The sequence below is a fragment of the Actinospineispora acaciae DSM 45401 genome (genome assembly GCF_000620785.1).
Lineage (GTDB): Bacteria > Actinomycetota > Actinomycetes > Mycobacteriales > Pseudonocardiaceae > Pseudonocardia > Pseudonocardia acaciae.
This window is the reverse complement of the sequence record NZ_JIAI01000017.1, coordinates 115,248-132,162: the sequence shown is the minus strand read 5'-3', so window position 1 is coordinate 132,162 and position 16,915 is coordinate 115,248. Positions and strand designations below refer to the sequence as shown.

The window sequence follows — 16,915 nt, the reverse complement described above, 5'->3', positions numbered from 1 at the left end:
AACGCTCCCGTCGTCGTGCGACCCGCCGGTCAGGGATGGTGGACGACTCGACCGTCGACGAAGGTCATGGCGGCCTCGATCTGCCCGATCTCGCGGGGTGGCACCCGATGCGGATCGTGGTCGAGCACCACGAGATCGGCGGCCTTGCCGACGGTGATGGTGCCGGTGTCGCGCTCCAGGTGGTTGGCGATCGCGGCGCCCCGGGTGTAGGCGGCGAGCGCGGCGTCGACCGAGATCGCCTGTTCGGGCAGCAGCGGATCGGTCCGCGAGCGGGTGTCGCCGGCGTGCGGGTCCCGCGCCGGCGCCGTGCGGTTCACCGCGACGTGCACGCCCCACATCGGGTTCGGGCTGGACACCGGCCAGTCGCTGCCCATCGCCATGCGGACCCCCGCGCCGGCCAGCGCGCCGAACGCGAAGTGCCAGCGCCGCTGGTCGTCGGTCAGGTAGGGCAGCTTGGTGTCGACCAGCACCGGGTCCTGCCGGGCCCACAGCGGCTGGACGTTGGCGATCACGCCCAGCTCCCGCATGCGGCCGATGTCCTCGGGGTGGATCAGGTCGATGTGCGCGATCTGGTGACGGCGTTCCGCGTCCGCCCCGACTGGGGTGATGGCGTCGAGGCAGTCGCGCACCGCCCGGTCACCGACGGCGTGGATGTGGGCGTCGAAGCCGGCACCGTGCACCGCCGCGACCGCATCGGCCAGCTCGGACGGGCTCAGGAAGCTCAGGCCCCGCTCGTGCGGATGCCCCCGGTAGGCGTCCAGGACAGCGGCGGTGAGGTTCTCGCACACCCCGTCCTGCATGATCTTCACGGCGGTCGCGCGGAACCGGCCGGTCCCCGCCAGCGCCCGTCGCCGGACGAGCTCGTCGACCTGCTCGGCGCCGACGCCGCGCCGCCACCACAGCGCGCCGACCACCCGCGCGGTGAGCTCGCCGCGCTCGGCCAGCGCCCGGTAGGTGTCGAAGGAGTCCGGGATCCCGAGCGCCTCGCCCACCGCGGCGTCCTGCCACCCGGTGATGCCCAGGCCGTGCAGGTAGCGCTGGGCGTGCCGGACGGCCTGTTCCAGGCGCGCCGCGTCCGGCCGCGGCAGCAGCTCGCCGACCAGCCGCGCCGCGCCCTCGACCAGCATCCCGGTCGGCTCGCCGGTGTCGTCGCGCGGGATCCGGCCGTCGGGCGGGTCCGCGCTCGCCGAGGTGATGCCGGCGCGGCGCAGGGCCTCGCTGTTGGCCCAGGCGCCATGGCCGTCGTGGCTGTCGAACAGCGCCGGCCGCGGCCCGGTCACCTCGTCGAGCTGGTGACGGGTCGGGAAGCCGCCGGGGAACGCGTCGCCGTACCAGCCGGCGCCGGTGATCCAGTCCAGCTCGGGATGTGCCCGGGCGTAGTCGCGGATCCGGCGCTGGTAGTCGGCCAGGCCGTGGATGTCGTCCAGGTGGCAGGCCATCCGCTGCAGGCCGCCGGCCACCGGGTGCGCGTGCGCGTCCTGGAACCCGGGCAACAGCGCGCGGCCGGCCAGGTTCACCACCTCGGTGCGCCGCCCGACCAGCTCCGGCACGTCGTCTCCGGTCGCGACCACCCGCCCGGCGCGCACCGCCACCGCGTCGGTCGCCGGCGCGGCCGTGTCCATCGTGTACACGGGGCCACCGTGGAAGATCAGATCGGCCTCGTTCACGGCGCCACCGCCTCGCGCACGGCCGGTCGCCGCAGCCGCACCAACTCCGGCCGCAGCCGCGCCAGCAGGTAGTAGCCCAGGCAGGACACCGCGAAGCCCACCAGCCAGGCCAGGTCGACCCCGTCCAGCGCGGCGCCGAGCGGACCGGTGTACAGGCCGGTCACCACGAACGGCAGCTGCGCGAGCACGCCGACGGCGAACACCAGCAGCGCACCGACGTTCCAGCGCCCGTACCGGCCGCCGTCGTGCGCGAAGAACGCGTCGACGTCGTAGTCGGCGTGCCGGACCAGGTAGTAGTCGACCAGGTTGACAGCGGACCACGGGATCAACACGTACAGCAGGACGCTCAGGAAGCTGAAGTAGGCCGACGCGAAGCCGCTCTGCGCCTCGACCGCGATCCACACGCCGAGCGCCTGCAGCACCAGCGTGGTGGCCACCCGGGCCCGCACGCCGGGCACCCAGCCGCGCCGGAAGGTCTCGACCAGGGTCAGCGCGCACAGGCTGCTGCAGTAGACGTTCACCGAGTTGCCGGCCGTCGCGACCAGCGCGAACCCGAGCAGCACCACGAAACCGACGCCGGGGCCGAGCAGCGTGTGCAGGCCGGCCATGGTGTCCGCCCCGCCCGCCGCCAGCCCGACGATCGCGCCGAGCACCATCAACAGCACCGAGCTGGCCACGCACCCCAGGTAGGAGCCCCAGAACGCGCCGCGCGCACCGGTCCGTCGCGGCAGGTAGCGGGAGTAGTCGGAGACGTAGGGCGCGTACGTCAGCTGCCAGACCACCCCGAGCGCCACCGCCCCGAAGAACCCGGCCGCCGTGACCCGACCGCCGCCGAGGTGCGTCCACACCGCCCCGTCCGAGAGCACCCGCACGAACGCGACGACCGCGAGCGTGCCGACCACGTAGGAGCCGGCGGCGGTCAGCCAGCGCACCAGCCGATAGCCGAACACCGTGCCCACCAGGCTGACCAGCGCGCACAGCGACACCGCCACCGGACCCGGCAGCCCCGGCACGATCTGGTGCGCCGAGTCGATCGAGACGACCAGGTTCGACGAGAAGTAGCCGATGAACATCACCAGCGCCACCAGCACGATCACCGCGGCGCCGTGCGCGCCGAACTGGCCGCGCGCCTGCAGCATCTGCGGCACGCCCAGCCGAGGGCCCTGCGCGGCGTGCAGCGCCATGCCGACGCCGCCGACGAGGTTGCCGGCCAGCAGCGCGATGATCGTCCAGCCCAGCGGCAGGCCCAGCACGGTGGTCGCGGTGGCCCCGGTGACCACCGTCAGCGGCGTCATGTTCATCCCGAACCAGATCGCGACCAGGCCGCGGCTGGTGCCGTGCCGCTCGGCGTCCGGGATGGGCGCGATGGTCTGGCGCTCCAGGGTGAACAGCCGGCTCATCGGCCGGCCCGGACCGTGCCGTCCCGCCCGGTGCGCGCGAGCACCTCGGCGATGGCGGACGCGATGGTGCCGGCCTCGGGCTCGGTCAGGGTGAGCGCGGGCGAGAGCACCAGCGCGGTGGCCGCGTCACGGGCGATCACGCCATGCTCGGCGCGGATCGCGTCGGCGATGCCCTGGATACCGGGCAGCGGCTCCCGGGTGGCCGGGTCGGCGACCAGCTCCACGCCGAGCATCATCCCGACGTTGCGGACCTCGCCGACCACGTCGACGCCGGCCAGGCAGCGGCGCAGCTCGGCCGCGAGGAAGTCGCCGATCTTGACCGCGCGCTCCAGCAGGCCCTCGCGCTCGATGATGTCCAGGTTGGCCAGCGCGACGGCGCAAGCGGTGGGGTGGCCGTTGTACGTGTAGCCCATGGGGAAGCCGTGGTCACGGCCGAGCACACCGCTGACCTCGCCGCTCACCAGCACCGCGCCGAGCGGCAGGTAGCCGCTGGTGATGCCCTTGGCGGTGACCATGATGTCCGGCGTCACGCCGAAGTGCTCGGCGGCGAACCACCGCCCGACCCGCCCGTAGGCGGTGACCACCTCGTCCAGGATCAGCAGGATGCCGTGGCGGCGCAGCACCTCGGCCACCCTCGGCCAGTAGTCGGCCGGCGGCACCACCATGCCGGCCACGCCCATGATCGGCTCACCCAGCATGGCCGCGATGTTCTCCGGCCCGATCTCCGCGATGGTCCGCTCCAGCTCCGCGATGCAGTAGTCGGTGCAGTCCTGGCCTTCGTAGAGCTCGGTACGGTACGGCCAGGGCGGGGTCAGGTGCCTGACGTGCGGCATCATCGGGCCGAAGCCCTCGTGGTAGAGCGGGAACCCGCTGACCGACCCGCCGCCGTAGCCGATGCCGTGGTAGGCCCGGTGCCGGCCGAGGATCCAGGTCCGGGAGCCCTCGCCGCGCCGGTGGTGGTAGTAGCGAGCCATCTTGATGGCGGCCTCGTTGCCCTCCGAACCGCCGGAGGTGAAGTACACGTGGTCCAGCGGCGCGGGCGCGAGCGAGACCAGCCGCTGCGCCAGCGCGATGGCCCGGTCGTTGGAGAACTCCCAGAAGCTGGTGAAGTACTCCAGCCGCGACATCTGCTCGCCTGCGACCTCCGCCAGCTCGCGGCGACCGTGGCCGACCTGGGCCAGCCACAGCCCGCCGGTCGCGTCCAGGTACTCGCGCCCGCCGGCGTCCCACAGCCGCGAGCCCTCACCGCGCACCATGACCACGCGTTCCCGGGTGCTGGCGGGCAGGTAGGGGTGAATGAGGTGGGCTCGGTCGATGCCGGCCAGGTCCTCGGGTGTCCGCTCTGACATCGCCCCACTCCAACCCTGTGATCCACATCATTCTTTGATGTGCAATTCAAGGTATCGATGGGTGAAGAGTCAATACTGACCTGCATCTAGGTTGCCGGGCTTGTGCATCTGTATAAAGAATGGACGGGTGCCACGCCCGAAACGCCAGGGCGCCCGCCGCGCCTTGATCATCAACGCCGCCGGCCAGGCCATCCGGGACCGCGGCCTCGCGGACCTGCGGATCCGGGACATCGCCGAGCGGGCGGGCCTGTCCTCCGGTTCGGTGCTGTACTACTACCCCGAGATCGCCGGGCTGATGATCGATGTGCACACCACCGTGGTCACCGACTTCTACCAGGCGCGGGTCGCGCGCGTCGGCGAGCCGGACACGCCGGCCGGGAAGCTGCGGGCCGCCGTCGGGTCCGGGCTGCCGACCGGGCCCGACGACGACGCCTGCCGGCTGCTCTACGAGCTGCACAGCCTGGCCGACCGCAGCGGCACCCATGCGGCGCTGATGGCCGGCCTGTTCGATCGCGAGGTGACCCTGTACCGCTCGATCCTGGATCTGGGCGTGGGCCTGGGCGCGTTCACGCTCGCCCGTCCGATCGAGGAGGTCGCCCGCAACGCCGTGATCATCGAGGACGGCTACGGCCTGCACATGGTCAGCCGCAACCCATCGGTCACCGTCGAGACGGCACGCCGGGGCCTGCTCGGATACCTCGCGGCGATGACCGGCGCGGCCCTGGTCGAACCGTCCTGATCAGCGCGGGTCGATCTCCAGCACGGCCTTGCCCCGGATGCGGCGCCCGCGCAGCGCCTCGATCGCCTCGTCCGCCCGGTCCCAGCCGCCGCGCCAGCCGACCTGCGGGTCCAGCTCGCCGCCCGCGACCAGCCCGGCCAGGTAGGCCAGGTCCGCGCCGGGCGGACCGCCGAACATGAAGGCCTCGATCCGCGCGCCCGGGCTCTCCCGCCGAGCCCGCTCGAAGTCGATGGTGGTCGGCTCCAGCGACGCCATGCCCACGCTCTGCGCGACCCCGTCCGGCGCCAGCAGCCCGTACGCCTGCGCGAGCAGCCCACCGCCGACGTTGTCGATCACGCCGTGCAGCCGCTCGCGGACCTCGCCGAGGTCGACCACCACCTCGGACGCGCCCAGCTCGGCCAGCCCGGCGCCGCGCTCGACGCTCCCGACGGCGGCCACCACGTGCGCGCCGGCCCGCGCGGCAAGCTGCACGGCGAACCGCCCGACCCCGCCGGACGCACCGGTCACCAGCACCCGGCGCCCGAGCAGCGGCCCGAGCCGGCGCAGTGATCGCAACGCGGTCACCCCGGCCACCGGCAGCGCCGCCGCCGAGGCGTGGTCCACCGCGTCCGGCAGCACCGCCAGGTCGGCCACGTCGACGGCCCGCAGCCGTGCCCAGGCACCGCCCCAGCCGAAGGTGACCACCCGTGCCCCCACCGCAGGGCCGGAGCCATCCGCGGCGGCCACCGCGACCACCCCGGAGGCGTCCCAGCCGGGCACCGTGCCCGGTTTCTGGTTGTCCGCGAGGTGGGCGACCTCGCCGAAGTTCAACGAGATCGCGGCGACGTCGACCAGCACCTGGTCCGGCCTCGGCGACGGGTCGGGCGCCTGGGCCAGCCGCAGGCCGTGCCGGGCGTCGGGGTCGTGTACGAGAGCTTCCATGGCTCGATCATGGGTCGGGCGCGCGCCCGGGAGCCAGACAAGCTCTGATAGCCGACGTCTATGACACCGCCGGCTCGGGGTCGGCCTCCGGAGCCGTGTCGACTGCCGGCGCCGTGTCGATTGCCGGGGCGTCACCCATCCTGGCCCTGACCTGCGCCAGCACGCCGACCAGCCGCTCGGCCAGCGGTTCCCCCACGTCGGTCAGCCCGAACCGGGCGTCGGCCAGGTCCTCGGCCGCCCCGGTGACCACCACCCGGCCCCGCTCGGTCAGGGTGGCGAGCACCGTGCGCCGGTCGGTGGGATGCGGGGTACGGACGACCAGGCCGCGATCGGCCAACTGGTCGATCACCAGGGTGACGGTGGTCGGGTGCACCATCAGCCAGCGGCTGAGCTGGCCGAGCGGCCGGGTGTGCGCCTCGGAGATGAGCAGCGTGGACATCAGCAGGAACCCGGTACGGCTCAGGTTGTGCGGCTTGAGCAGCCGGTCCAGCTCGGCGACCATCGTCCAGTAGGCGCGCATCAGGGCGCCCATCGCGGCGAAGTGCTCGGCGCCCGGCTGGTTCATCGCCGTCCAGTACTCGCGGGTGAGTTGGACAGGATCGCGCTCGACATGCACCGTGGCCCCCCTCATGGCTGGCATGTAGATCCATGAGGATACGTGCGTGCGCAACAAGTGGCCGGCTGTCGCGGGCGGTCAGCAAGCCCAGGCGTCCAGGATGTCCGCGCCGGTGTGGAAGGTCGCCTCGCCGTGGCGCCGGATGTGGTCCAGCGCCAGGTCCAGGTACTTCAGCCGGTGCGGCGCGCCCATGATGTACGGGTGCACGACCAGCGCCATCACCCGGGCGGAGTCGTCGGCGCGGGCGTCGGCGAGGAGCTGGTCGAACTGGTCGACGGCCCGGCGGCGGTACTCCTCGGCGGGGTGATGCTGGATGAGCATCATCGCCACGTCGTTGCACTCCTGCGTGTAGGGGATGTTCACGATGTCGCCGGCGCGGGTGCGCAGCCGGGTGGGCTGGTCGTCGAGCACCCAGTCGCACACGTACTCGTAGCCGGACTCGACCAGCAGGTCGGGGGTCTCCCACGTCTCGGTGAGCCCCGGCCCGAGCCAGCCCCTCGGCGCCGCGCCGGTGACGGCGGCGATCGCGTCGCGGGTGCGCTCGATGTCGCGCCGCTCGTCGGGCACCTTCTGCATGTTCTTCTGCGTGTAGCCGTGCCCGATGAACTCCCAGTCCCGGGCCAGCGCGGCCTGCGTGATGGGTGGGTAGGCGCCGATCGCGGAGCCGTTGATGGCCAGGGTGGCCGGGATCCGGTGCCGGTCCAGCACCCGCAGCATCCGCCAGAACCCGACCCGGTTGCCGTACTCGTGCCAGGCCCAGTTCGGCACGTCCGGGCTCGGGGTGCCGCCGGCCGGCGGGGTGAGCACGGTGCGCGGCATCGGCTCGCTGTCCGACCACTCCTCGACGTTGACGACCACCCAGACCGCGACCCTGGCCCCGCCCGGCAGCCGCACCGGCGCCCGGCCCTCGATCGGTTGGTAGTCGATGCGCTCGGTGGGTCTCATAGGCTCCTCACAACGATGGACAGCGGCGCGAGTCCGTCGATCTCGACCCGGATCTCGTCCCCGGGTACGACGGCGCCGACCCCGGCCGGGGTGCCGGTGTAGATCAGGTCACCGGGCATCAGCCGGTAGTCGGCGGACAGCTGGGCGATGATCTCCGCGACGCTCCAGATCATCAGCGAGGTCCGGGTCCGCTGGCGGGTCTCGCCGTTGACGCTCAACCGCAGCGACGCGTCGGCGACGTCGCCGGCGTCGGTCTTGGCGGTGATCGGGCCACACGGCGCGGAGGCGTCGAAGGCCTTCCCCGCCTCCCAGGACACCCGCCGCTCCCGGCACGCCCGCTGGCGGTCGCGCCTGGTCAGGTCGATGCCGGCGGCATAGCCGAGCACCAGGTCGAGCGCCCGCTCCACCGGGACATCAGAACCGGCAGCGCCGAGCGCGACCACCAGCTCACCCTCGAACTGGAGGTCCTCGGTCCGGGGCGGGTAGGGCACCGGGGCGCCGTCACCGACGACCGCGTCCGGGGGCTTCTGGAAGAAGAACGGGTCGTCGCGCTCGTCGCCCTCCTTCATCTCCCGGATGTGGTCGACGTAGTTGCGGCCCACGCAGTAGACCCGCCGCACCGGGAACGTCCGGTCCGAGCCGGCCATCCGCACGGTGGTGACGGGCGGGGCGAACAGCAGCGTCATGTCCTCTCCTGGCTAGGGGGTGTGCTGAACAAAGTGGGGCGCAGCAGGCCGGCCAGCAGCGCCCCGACCACCGAGAACCCGGCGATCTGGACCAGCCCGGCGCCGACCCAGCCCAGGGCCTCGACGAACCGGCTGAACACGTAGCCCGACACCCCGGCGGCCACGTAGATGCAGGTGATGAAGATGCCGGAGGCGAGCCCGGCGATGTCGCCGCGCACCGACTTCACCAGCAGGCTGGCCAGCACCACGTAGACGCCGCTGCTGGCGAACAGCCCGAAGCAGAACGAGAACGTCGCCTGCCAGGCCAGCGAGACCGGCCCGGCGAACAGCGCAGCCGCCGAGGCCGCGGTGAGCAGGTTCAACAGGCCCAGGCACAGCCGTGGGTCGAGCCGGTCGGTCAGCCACCCGCCCAGCGGGGACGCGAACGCGGCCAGCCCGGACAGGCTCACCGCCAGCCCGGCCTGGCCGGGGCCGAAGCCGAGGTGATCGCGCAGGAACGTGGCGTACAGCCCGATGTAGGCGAAGTCGACCAGCCCGAACAGCACAGTGACCACCCCGAGCAGCACCGGGTTCCAGCTCAGCGCCGAGCCGGCACCGCCGACGTGCCGCAGGTCGGTGCGCGTCGCGCTGGCCTCGGTGAACCGCCGGGGCAGCGGCAGGATGGCCAGCGTCACGGCCAGCCCGAACACCCCGAAGACGATCATCGGCGCGCGCCAGCTCCCGTAGTGCTGCAGCAGCGCCGCGGCGGCCAGCGGCCCGATCACCGAGCCGGTGGCGAACGCCATGTTCACCGCGCCGATCGCCAGCCCCCGGTGCCGGGGGAACGCGCCGGCCGCCACGGTGATGATCGCCGCGAGCTGCAGCGCCTCGCCGACGCCGGACAGCACCCGCCACACCAGCATGTCGCCGAACCCCACGCTGGCCACCGTCATCACCGTGGCCACCGAGAACGCCGCGGTCCCGACCACGATCAGCGTCCGGCGGCCGAACCGGGCCAGCGCGATCCCGGCCGGGATGCCGGTGATGCCCATCCCGAGCGCGAACATGGTGGCCTGCAGCCCGGACTGGCCGAGGCTGAACCCGTACTCGGCGTTGACGTCCGTCAACAGCACCGGAAAGACCATCCGGTCCATCGCGTTGACCGAGTACGCGATCAGCAGCAGCCCGAACATGGCGAGCGCCGGCCGGGTGGCCACCCGCGCGTGGCCTGTCGACAAACCGCTGGTGGTCATCTGGGCACCGCCCCATCGTCCGTGATGTCGGCGCTGAACGTATGCACTGTATGCAGTGCATGTCAATAAGACGCATTGCATGCAAGGTATGCTGATCGACGTGGAGCATGTGGGATCCAACGGCGCTCACGCGGTGTACCTCGCGCTGCGGCGGCGGTTCGCGGACGGCGACCTGGCTCCGGCGGAGAGGCTCACCGAGACCGCGCTGGCCGCCTCGCTGGGAGTGAGCCGCACCCCGGTCCGGGAGGCGCTCGGCCGGCTACAGGCCGACGGCCTGGTCGCCCCGGCCGCGCGCGGCGTCGTGGTGGCCACGCTGAGCCGCGAGGAGATCGAGCAGATCTACGAGCTGCGGGCCGGGCTGGAGGGCCAGGCCGCCGCCAGCGCGGCGCGGCGGCAGGCCGCCGGGCTCGTCGCCCCGGTGGAGATCCGCGCGATCGGAGAGGCCGCCGACGAGGTTGAGCGGGCCATCGCCGCGTCCGACCCGAAGGGCTCCGCGCGGGCCAACCTGTCGTTTCACCGGGCGATCGGCCGGGTCGCCGGCAACCCGTTCCTGGAGGACGCGCTGCACCGGGTCTGGGACCGGATAGCGGTGTCGACCGTCTCCAACCTCTCCGACACCGACTGGGCGAAGACGGTGATCGCCCAGCACGGGGAGATCTACCGGGCGATCCTGGACGGCGACGAACCCGCCGCCCGCCTCGCCGCCGAGGAGCACATCAACGCGGCCGCGCGCATCTACGGCGCGGCGCATTGATCTTGTTTCGCGTCAGCGCGTGACGCGGACGACCACCTCGGTGTCGGTGGCCCGCTCCACCCGCACGGTGAACCCGTCGGACTGGGTCTGGCCGCCGACGGGGACCGTGACCGTCTGGCCGGCCACCTCGATCCGCGCCTGGTTGTTGTCGTATCCGACCAGCTTGGCGCTGATCCCCAGGATCGACACCGAGGGCGTCCCGTCCCTCGGGAACGTGATCGTGCAGCCGTCCAGCCCACAGTCGGTCTTCGTGCCCTCGCTGCCGCCGCCGCACCCGGTCAGGGCGCCGAGCGCCAGCACCAGTCCGGTCAACGGCATCACGAACGGCTTGACGGGCGGCTTGAGGGACGCCGCGGGGAGGCTCATGCCCGAAGTCTACGGTGCCCGGAAACGCCGGAGGCCCCTGCCTCACCTGGTGAAACAGGAGCCTCCGACATACCCCGCGCTCTGAAGCGCCCGGCCGGGGAGACGACCGGACACGCTCCGCACAGCCCAACGACCGGCGCCCGGCCACGGTGTGTCGCCGCTCCGCGCGGTCGACGGGTTCACCCGTCCCGGTGAGCCCGCGCTCAGTACGAGCGGGGCAGGCCCAGGACGTGCTCGGCGAGGTAGTTGAGCACCATCTCCTGCGGGATCGGCGCCAGCCGCTGCAGCCTGGCCTCCCGGAAGTAGCGTTCGACGTGGTACTCCGAGGCGTACCCGAACCCGCCGTGCGTCTGCACCGCCGCGTCGGCGGCCTGGAACGCGGCGTCGGCGGCCAGGTACTTCGCCGTGTTGGCCTGCTCGCCCGCCGGCAGCCCCCGGTCCACCCGCCAGGCCGCCTCCCTGATGGCCAGCTCCGCCGCGTGCAGCCGGGCGTGCGCCTGCGCGAGCGGGAACGCGATGCCCTGGTTCTGGCCGATCGGGCGCCCGAACACCACCCGCTCCTTGGCGTACGCCACCGCCCTGCGCAGCGCCGCCCGGCCGATGCCCAGCGCCTCGGACGCGATCAGCACCCGCTCGGCGTTCAGCCCGTCCAGCAGGTACCGGAACCCCCGGCCCTCCTCCCCGACCCGGTCCGCCTCGGCAACCACGAGCCCGTCGTAGACGACCTCGCAGGACGCCACGGCGTTGCGCCCGAGCTTGGGGATCGGCGTGATGTGCACCGCCGGGTCCTTGAGGTTCGCGACGAACAGCGTCATGCCCTCGGTCGGGCGCGCGCACTCGGCCCTTGGCGTCGTGCGCGTGAGCAACAGCACCTTGTCCGACTCCAGCGCCTTCGTCGTCCACACCTTCCGCCCGTGCACCACGTACCCGCCGTCGGACCGGACCGCGCGGGTGCTGATCGAGGTGGTGTCCAGCCCGGCGTCCGGCTCGGTCACCCCGAACGCGACGTGCAGCTCCCCGGACGCCACCCGGGGCAGCACCCGCCGCTTGAGCTCCTCACCGGCGTGCAGCACCACCGGGTGCATGCCGAAGATCGACAGGTGGATGGCGCTCGCGCCGTTCATGCACGCGCCGGACGCGGCCACCTCCTCCAGCACTATCGACGCCTCCGCGATGCCCTGCCCGCCGCCGCCGTACTCCTCCGGGATCGCGATGCCGATCCACCCGCCGTCGGCGAGCGCGCGGTAGAACTCCCAGGGGAACTCGTGCGCCGCCTCCAGCCGCGCCCAGTAGTCGTCGTCGAACCGCCGGCACACGTCCCGCACCGCCCGCCGCACCGCGACATGATCGTCGTCTTCCGAAAAGTCCACGTCCGTACCCCCTCCCGCGAGTCGCGGATTCTGTCAGGGTGAGTCGCGGATTTCGTCAGCCCGCGCGCCCCGCCCTCGTGCGTGAGCTTGACACCCGCGCCGAGGACGCGCAGTCCGCCGACCCCGGAACCAATCGCCGTTGCCTTTGCGTAAATTCCCATGATCCCCGAGAGAATCACCAAGAACAGCGGTACCATTTGACAGCCCATCACAGCGGGTAAAACACGGGCTACAGCGAGTGGCGAAAAGTAGGCGACCGACTGGCCGACCCCACATCACCACCCGCCGGCTGGGAAGATGGAGGTCGGCTTCGGGGTGCCGACCAGGTCAAACGGCCGCGTCGGTGCCGGGAAAGGGTGCTGACGTGTGCGGGATCGTGGCGGCTTTCGCTACCACCGACGGGGTTATCGATAAAGATCAATGCGAGCGGATGCTGGACCGGATCCAGCACCGGGGGCCGGACGACACAGGGGTGATCGCGCTGGACTCCGCGTGGCTCGGCCACCAGCGGCTGTCCATCATGGACGTGAGCGGCGGCCACCAGCCGCTGGCCGATCCGGACCACACCACCTGGATCGTGGGCAACGGGGAGATCTACAACTACCGGGGCCTGAACGCCGACCTGCCGGACGGGCTGGTGCGGACCAAGTCCGACACCGAGGCCGCGCTGCACGTGGTGATGCGGACCGGCCCGGCCGCCGTGCGCGAGCTGAACGGGATGTTCGCCTTCGCGATGGCCTCCGCCGACGGGTCCGGGCTGGTCGCGCGCGACCCGGTGGGCGTCAAGCCGCTGTACTGGATCGAGGACGAGCAGGTGACGCTGTTCGCCAGCGAGCTGCGCGCGTTCGACGTCGAGGACCGGCCGAGGGTGACGTCATTTCCACCCGGTTGCCTGTGGACGCCGGCCACCGGGGTGGTCCGTTACGCCAACCCGGTGCCGGTGGAGGTGCGCCCGGCGCACCGGGCGCCGACCGAGGGCTGGGACGACGACGTGCTCGGCGAGCTGCGGGACGCGGTGGTCACCGCGGTGCGGCGGCGGATGATGAGCGACGTCGGGGTCGGCGTGTTCCTGTCCGGCGGGCTGGACTCGGCGATCGTGGCGGCGGTGGCGGCGAAGGAGGCGGCGCGTCGCGGCGAGGTGCTGCCGACGTTCGCGGTCGGCACCGAGAACAGCGGCGACCTGGCGGCGGCGCGCACGGTGGCCGCGTTCATCGGCAGCGACCACCACGAGGTGCTCGCCACGCCCGCGTCGATCGAGACGGCACTGGACGAGGCGGTGGAGGTGATCGAGCACTTCGACCCGGCGCTGGTGCGCAGCTCGGTGCCGAACCTGCTGCTCGCCCGCGAGGCGTCGCAGAAGGTCAAGGTGGTGCTCACCGGTGAGGGCGCCGACGAGCTGTTCGCCGGGTACAGCTACATGCACGGCGAGGAGTTCGACGAGCCGGACGTGCTGCACGCCGAGCTGGTCCGCAACCTGGAGGGCCTGCACCACCTGAACCTGCAGCGCTGCGACCGCACGACCATGTACTACGGCCTGGAGGCGCGCGAGCCGTTCCTGGACACCGACCTGGTGCGCACCGCGCTGGCGCTGCCGCCGGAGTGGAAGCAGCGCACCGGCGGGCGGCCGGAGAAGGCGGTGCTGCGCGAAGCGTTCACCGGTTGGCTGCCGGACGAGGTGCTGTGGCGGACCAAGGAACAGTTCGGCGACGGCTCCGGGGCCGGGGTGGTGCTCGCCGCGCTGGCCGCCGCCAAGGCCGACGCGGTGGGCGGCGGCTGGGTCGGCGAGGTGCCGACCGACGGCTGGGCGCTGCGCAGCGAGGAGGAGGTCCTCTACTTCGAGATCTGGCGCCGCCACTTCCGGGGCATCCGCCCGACAGCCACCCTGGGCGCCTTCGCCACGGCGTAGCGCGCTCGGCTCAGGCGGCGGCGGGCACGGGCTTGGGGCTCGGACCCCAGTCGTTGGCGTCGGGGTCGCCGTCCACGCAGTACCAGTAGATCAGGACGACCCAGCCGACGACCAGGACCAGGCCTAACAACTGCCACCAGCCGCTGCGCCCGGTGTCGTGCAGCCGCCGCGCGCCGACCGCGAGGGCGGGTACCAGCACGGCCAGCGAGTAGATCGAGCCCAGCAACCCGGTGCCGGAGCCGATGCTCAGCCCCGCCGCCGTGTCGACGACCACCAACACCACCAGAATGACCGTGTTGACCAGGGCGAACATCCAGCACTCCGTGCGCCGGGCGCGGCCGCCGAAGTCCGCGTACTGGCGAAGCGCCTTCAGGTACCACCCCATGGCTACCCCCAGGGTTCGCGCCCGGACGCCCGAGCACACCAGGCCGTTCGATACGGCTGATCGGGCGAGAGCATACGGCCAACCGGGTTAGCCGGACGCCTCGGCCGTACCAAACGGCCCCTGGGAGTCGGGCTCAGCTCACGCGAACGACATGGGTGTCGTCTTCGGGTTCGCGCCCCACCGGTTGTTCTCCGGCTTGCCCGGCGTGCAGTACCAGACCAGGAGAACGATCCCGCCGACGATCGGAACGAGCCCGAGCAGGATCCACCAACCGCTGCGCCCGGTGTCGTGCAGCCGCCGCACCGACACCGCGAGGCCGGGCACCAGCACGGCCAGCGAGTAGATCGAGCCCAGCACCCCGAACCCAGGGTCGATCTTGAGGCCGGCCACCGCGTCGATGATGCCGAGCACCAGCATGGCGATGACGTTGAACAGCGCGAACATCCAGAGCTCGGTACGCCGGGCGCGGCCGTTGAAGTCGGCATACTGACGAAGCACCTTCACGTACCACTGCATGAGTACCCCTGGATCCGCCCGCTGATCATTCGGCCGGCCGCGAGCATGCGCCGTCGGGATGGCACCGACGCAACGAGCCGGTGAAGACCGCCCGAACGGAAGCTGGACTCTCCGCTTCCGAATCGATCCCAACCTGATCACGATCCGGACCGGCGCCTACCCGCACCGGGACACCCACACCACCATCTACGCGTCGGTCGCCGGCCCGCTTGGCTGGAGCGGCTCCCCGGCGACCGACCCCATGATCGCGGTGTGCCCAGGCCACCGCCGACAGCAACCGTCCGATCGGTCGCGTATCAGGCGCCGGCGCCACCCAACTCGCCGTGGACGGCGTGCAGCCGAGGCGCCTGGTCACCGAGCGAGGGGACGCACTGCCGGTTGGCGTTCGGTTCGGCGTCGATGTTGCCGCTCTCGTTGTGCCGCTTGACGTACCACGATGTGCCGGTCGCGTCCCGGATCTGTCTGACGCGGGGCGCCAGGCACCCAGCACCTCGGATACGAAGTTCTCCACACCCGGAAGATGCATCAGGGCCGTTCTCCATGACAAAACGAGAACCGGGATCTCCCGTCCCCACCTTCGCAAGTGCTCCGAGCAGAATCGCGATTTGGCCCCAACCGGCTATCGGATCCCGGTAGCATCCGCCCATGGTCGACGACCTTGGTGCGCTGAGGGAACGTTACGACACCGACAATGGCCGCCGCGGCCGAGTCGCCCTCGCGGCGCTGCTGCTGGGCGTGGTCGTCACCCCGCTCAGCGTACTTTTCGCGATACCGATGTTCGCGAGCGGGATCCCGATCGCCATGCTGGGGGCGGGCATCCTCATCGGTTTGGGCATCAGGTTCGTGTTCATGGGGTGGTGGCTTCGCCGGCTGTTCGCGACCCGCTCCGGTGAGGTGTTCGAGCTGCACACCGACGGGCTCGTCCACTCCTACCGCGACGAGCGCCGCGTCGTGCGGTGGGCCGACATCACCCAAATCACCGGCACCATCAAGGACACGATCCTCGCCGTCGCGTTCGGCCCCGCGGGCGTCCGGCTGAGGCTCGCACACGGCGAGCCCGTTCTCATCACTGGTCTCACCGAAGGAGCCGAGGACCTGGTCGCGGCCGTCCGAAAGGCGGTCGATCAGGCGTAGTGGCCTCCTGTGGCCACGAGGACGGCGACATCACCAGCTCAGCGGGCTCGGTGGCTTCCGGCCTCTGGCCTGCCGGAGGCCGAGCTTGTCGACCAGTTGGAATGCCGGCCGGTCGACTCCGGCAAAGTACAGGCAGGCAAACGTGCCCGCTTGGCTGGAGCGGTTCCCCGGCGACCGACCCCACTAGTCAGTCGCGATCCTCATCCTCGACCGTCGGAATCAACGGTGAGAGCAGAGCATCCGCGTGCTCGGTCACGACACCACGGACCAGTCGGAAGATTCTGAACTCGTTCTGGTGGTCCGGATCCTCGTCATCCCAGACGTACAGCAGGCCGAACGAACCGGGCGCGATCTCGCCGACGCGGCCGAAGAGCTCGATGATCCCGGTGCCCCATTCGCCGCGATGGTTGGCCAGGCCCGCCACATGCAGGAACGGAGTGCCGTTCGTGTACCGCAGGTCCATCAAGCCGTAGTCTCCGAGCTCGGCGAGAAGCCGACGAACAGCCTCGACCTGGGTCCGCAACAGCGCCGCATCGCCGTCGAGACCAGCCGTGTCACGGATTGTCACCCAACCGTGGTATTGGAACACCTGGCCAACGTATGCGACTGGGACAGGCAGAGTCCACGCTCAGGCCACGGCAGATCATGGTGCGTGCGGGTTCCGCGATCGACACGATGAGCAGGCGGACAGAATCGGGTTGGACAAAAGCCCAATCCGGCTGGAAACCTGAAAAACGAGTAAAATTGGCGGCGGTAAATATCGCCAGGAGGGGATGGTGACGATGACCGGGAGACGTAAGCGCTAGTTCGAGCAGCACCGAACCCTGGTCAGCAGCATGTCGGAGCCTTATCGTGGGAGGCGCTCACGATCCTCGATCATGCTCCAAGCCCGGACGTCGACACCCTGATCGCGATCATCAGCTTGGAAA

17 protein-coding genes are annotated in these 16,915 nt (G+C 71.5%); 4 read left to right on the top strand and 13 right to left on the bottom strand.

What is annotated here, in order from left to right; all coding sequences use genetic code 11:
- Positions 1-29 precede the first annotated feature (29 nt).
- Genes N912_RS0142395 through N912_RS0142385 form a run of 3 tightly spaced genes read right to left on the bottom strand, consistent with a single transcriptional unit; the run spans position 30 to position 4,416 of the window.
- A complete protein-coding gene (locus tag N912_RS0142395) occupies positions 30-1,667 on the bottom strand; it encodes an amidohydrolase (RefSeq protein WP_028927214.1) in 1,638 nt (545 codons plus the stop codon).
- Positions 1,664-3,067, bottom strand: coding sequence for a purine-cytosine permease family protein (locus tag N912_RS58130; protein WP_051581560.1), 1,404 nt, complete (start codon positions 3,065-3,067; stop codon positions 1,664-1,666). The genes N912_RS0142395 and N912_RS58130 overlap by 4 nt, the downstream gene beginning before the upstream one ends.
- On the bottom strand, positions 3,064-4,416 hold the full coding sequence (locus N912_RS0142385; protein ID WP_028927213.1) for an aminotransferase family protein: 1,353 nt from the start codon (positions 4,414-4,416) through the stop codon (positions 3,064-3,066). The genes N912_RS58130 and N912_RS0142385 overlap by 4 nt, the downstream gene beginning before the upstream one ends.
- Positions 4,417-4,543: 127 nt before the next feature.
- Here N912_RS0142385 and N912_RS0142380 point away from each other — a divergent pair, with 127 nt between their 5' ends.
- A complete protein-coding gene (locus N912_RS0142380) occupies positions 4,544-5,155 on the top strand; it encodes a TetR/AcrR family transcriptional regulator (RefSeq protein ID WP_028927212.1) in 612 nt (203 codons plus the stop codon).
- On the opposite strand, the gene N912_RS0142375 is transcribed toward N912_RS0142380, so the two are convergent.
- The 5 genes from N912_RS0142375 to N912_RS58120 all read right to left on the bottom strand — a co-directional run bounded on the left by N912_RS0142375 (position 5,156) and on the right by N912_RS58120 (position 9,555).
- Positions 5,156-6,076 (bottom strand): zinc-binding dehydrogenase, encoded by a 921-nt coding sequence (locus N912_RS0142375; RefSeq protein WP_028927211.1) that lies wholly within the window; start codon positions 6,074-6,076, stop codon positions 5,156-5,158.
- 58 nt (positions 6,077-6,134) lie between these two features.
- Complete coding sequence (locus N912_RS61240; protein WP_169748051.1) at positions 6,135-6,707, bottom strand: MarR family winged helix-turn-helix transcriptional regulator; 573 nt, start codon at positions 6,705-6,707, stop codon at positions 6,135-6,137.
- A gap of 63 nt (positions 6,708-6,770) precedes the next feature.
- Positions 6,771-7,637: a polysaccharide deacetylase family protein gene (locus tag N912_RS0142365; protein ID WP_028927210.1), complete on the bottom strand. Its 867-nt coding sequence runs from the start codon at positions 7,635-7,637 to the stop codon at positions 6,771-6,773.
- Positions 7,634-8,323 carry a fumarylacetoacetate hydrolase family protein gene (locus N912_RS0142360; RefSeq protein WP_028927209.1) on the bottom strand — a complete coding sequence of 230 codons (690 nt, stop codon included), beginning with the start codon at positions 8,321-8,323 and terminating at the stop codon, positions 7,634-7,636. The genes N912_RS0142365 and N912_RS0142360 overlap by 4 nt, the downstream gene beginning before the upstream one ends.
- Positions 8,320-9,555: an MFS transporter gene (locus N912_RS58120; RefSeq protein WP_051581558.1), complete on the bottom strand. Its 1,236-nt coding sequence runs from the start codon at positions 9,553-9,555 to the stop codon at positions 8,320-8,322. The genes N912_RS0142360 and N912_RS58120 overlap by 4 nt, the downstream gene beginning before the upstream one ends.
- Before the next feature lie 100 nt (positions 9,556-9,655).
- Between N912_RS58120 and N912_RS0142350 the strand changes: the two genes are divergently transcribed.
- The gene (locus N912_RS0142350) at positions 9,656-10,309 is read left to right on the top strand and encodes a GntR family transcriptional regulator (RefSeq protein ID WP_169748050.1); all 654 of its coding nucleotides are present in this window, start codon (positions 9,656-9,658) and stop codon (positions 10,307-10,309) included.
- 12 nt (positions 10,310-10,321) lie between these two features.
- On the opposite strand, the gene N912_RS0142345 is transcribed toward N912_RS0142350, so the two are convergent.
- Positions 10,322-10,675: a hypothetical protein gene (locus tag N912_RS0142345; RefSeq protein ID WP_028927207.1), complete on the bottom strand. Its 354-nt coding sequence runs from the start codon at positions 10,673-10,675 to the stop codon at positions 10,322-10,324.
- A 203-nt stretch (positions 10,676-10,878) separates the two neighbouring features.
- Positions 10,879-12,045: an acyl-CoA dehydrogenase family protein gene (locus N912_RS0142340; RefSeq protein WP_028927206.1), complete on the bottom strand. Its 1,167-nt coding sequence runs from the start codon at positions 12,043-12,045 to the stop codon at positions 10,879-10,881.
- Between the two features lie 343 nt (positions 12,046-12,388).
- On the opposite strand from N912_RS0142340, the gene asnB reads away from it, so the two are divergent.
- The gene (asnB, locus tag N912_RS0142335) at positions 12,389-13,951 is read left to right on the top strand and encodes an asparagine synthase (glutamine-hydrolyzing) (protein ID WP_342670899.1); all 1,563 of its coding nucleotides are present in this window, start codon (positions 12,389-12,391) and stop codon (positions 13,949-13,951) included.
- A gap of 10 nt (positions 13,952-13,961) precedes the next feature.
- On the opposite strand, the gene N912_RS0142330 is transcribed toward asnB, so the two are convergent.
- Together N912_RS0142330 and N912_RS0142325 are read right to left on the bottom strand one after the other, a co-directional pair.
- Positions 13,962-14,336, bottom strand: coding sequence for a DUF805 domain-containing protein (locus N912_RS0142330; protein WP_028927204.1), 375 nt, complete (start codon positions 14,334-14,336; stop codon positions 13,962-13,964).
- A gap of 138 nt (positions 14,337-14,474) precedes the next feature.
- Entirely contained in the window at positions 14,475-14,852 is a 378-nt protein-coding gene (locus N912_RS0142325; protein WP_028927203.1) for a DUF805 domain-containing protein, read from the bottom strand.
- Positions 14,853-15,497: 645 nt separating this feature from the next.
- On the opposite strand from N912_RS0142325, the gene N912_RS0142320 reads away from it, so the two are divergent.
- Positions 15,498-15,986: a DUF2207 domain-containing protein gene (locus tag N912_RS0142320; protein ID WP_028927202.1), complete on the top strand. Its 489-nt coding sequence runs from the start codon at positions 15,498-15,500 to the stop codon at positions 15,984-15,986.
- Between the two features lie 187 nt (positions 15,987-16,173).
- Here N912_RS0142320 and N912_RS0142315 read toward each other — a convergent pair whose 3' ends face one another.
- A complete protein-coding gene (locus N912_RS0142315; protein ID WP_028927201.1) occupies positions 16,174-16,575 on the bottom strand; it encodes an Imm7 family immunity protein in 402 nt (133 codons plus the stop codon).
- Positions 16,576-16,915: the final 340 nt, after the last annotated feature.

Coding starts and splice junctions, on each gene's coding strand:
- N912_RS0142330 (WP_028927204.1), bottom strand. CDS start 14,336: ATGGGGTGGTACCTGAAGGCGCTTCGCCAGTACGCGGACTTCGGCGGC.
- N912_RS0142320 (WP_028927202.1), top strand. CDS start 15,498: ATGGTCGACGACCTTGGTGCGCTGAGGGAACGTTACGACACCGACAAT.
- N912_RS0142345 (WP_028927207.1), bottom strand. CDS start 10,675: ATGAGCCTCCCCGCGGCGTCCCTCAAGCCGCCCGTCAAGCCGTTCGTG.
- N912_RS58130 (WP_051581560.1), bottom strand. CDS start 3,067: ATGAGCCGGCTGTTCACCCTGGAGCGCCAGACCATCGCGCCCATCCCG.
- N912_RS58120 (WP_051581558.1), bottom strand. CDS start 9,555: ATGACCACCAGCGGTTTGTCGACAGGCCACGCGCGGGTGGCCACCCGG.
- N912_RS0142375 (WP_028927211.1), bottom strand. CDS start 6,076: ATGGAAGCTCTCGTACACGACCCCGACGCCCGGCACGGCCTGCGGCTG.
- N912_RS0142360 (WP_028927209.1), bottom strand. CDS start 8,323: ATGACGCTGCTGTTCGCCCCGCCCGTCACCACCGTGCGGATGGCCGGC.
- N912_RS0142365 (WP_028927210.1), bottom strand. CDS start 7,637: ATGAGACCCACCGAGCGCATCGACTACCAACCGATCGAGGGCCGGGCG.
- N912_RS0142325 (WP_028927203.1), bottom strand. CDS start 14,852: ATGCAGTGGTACGTGAAGGTGCTTCGTCAGTATGCCGACTTCAACGGC.
- N912_RS0142385 (WP_028927213.1), bottom strand. CDS start 4,416: ATGTCAGAGCGGACACCCGAGGACCTGGCCGGCATCGACCGAGCCCAC.
- N912_RS61240 (WP_169748051.1), bottom strand. CDS start 6,707: ATGAGGGGGGCCACGGTGCATGTCGAGCGCGATCCTGTCCAACTCACC.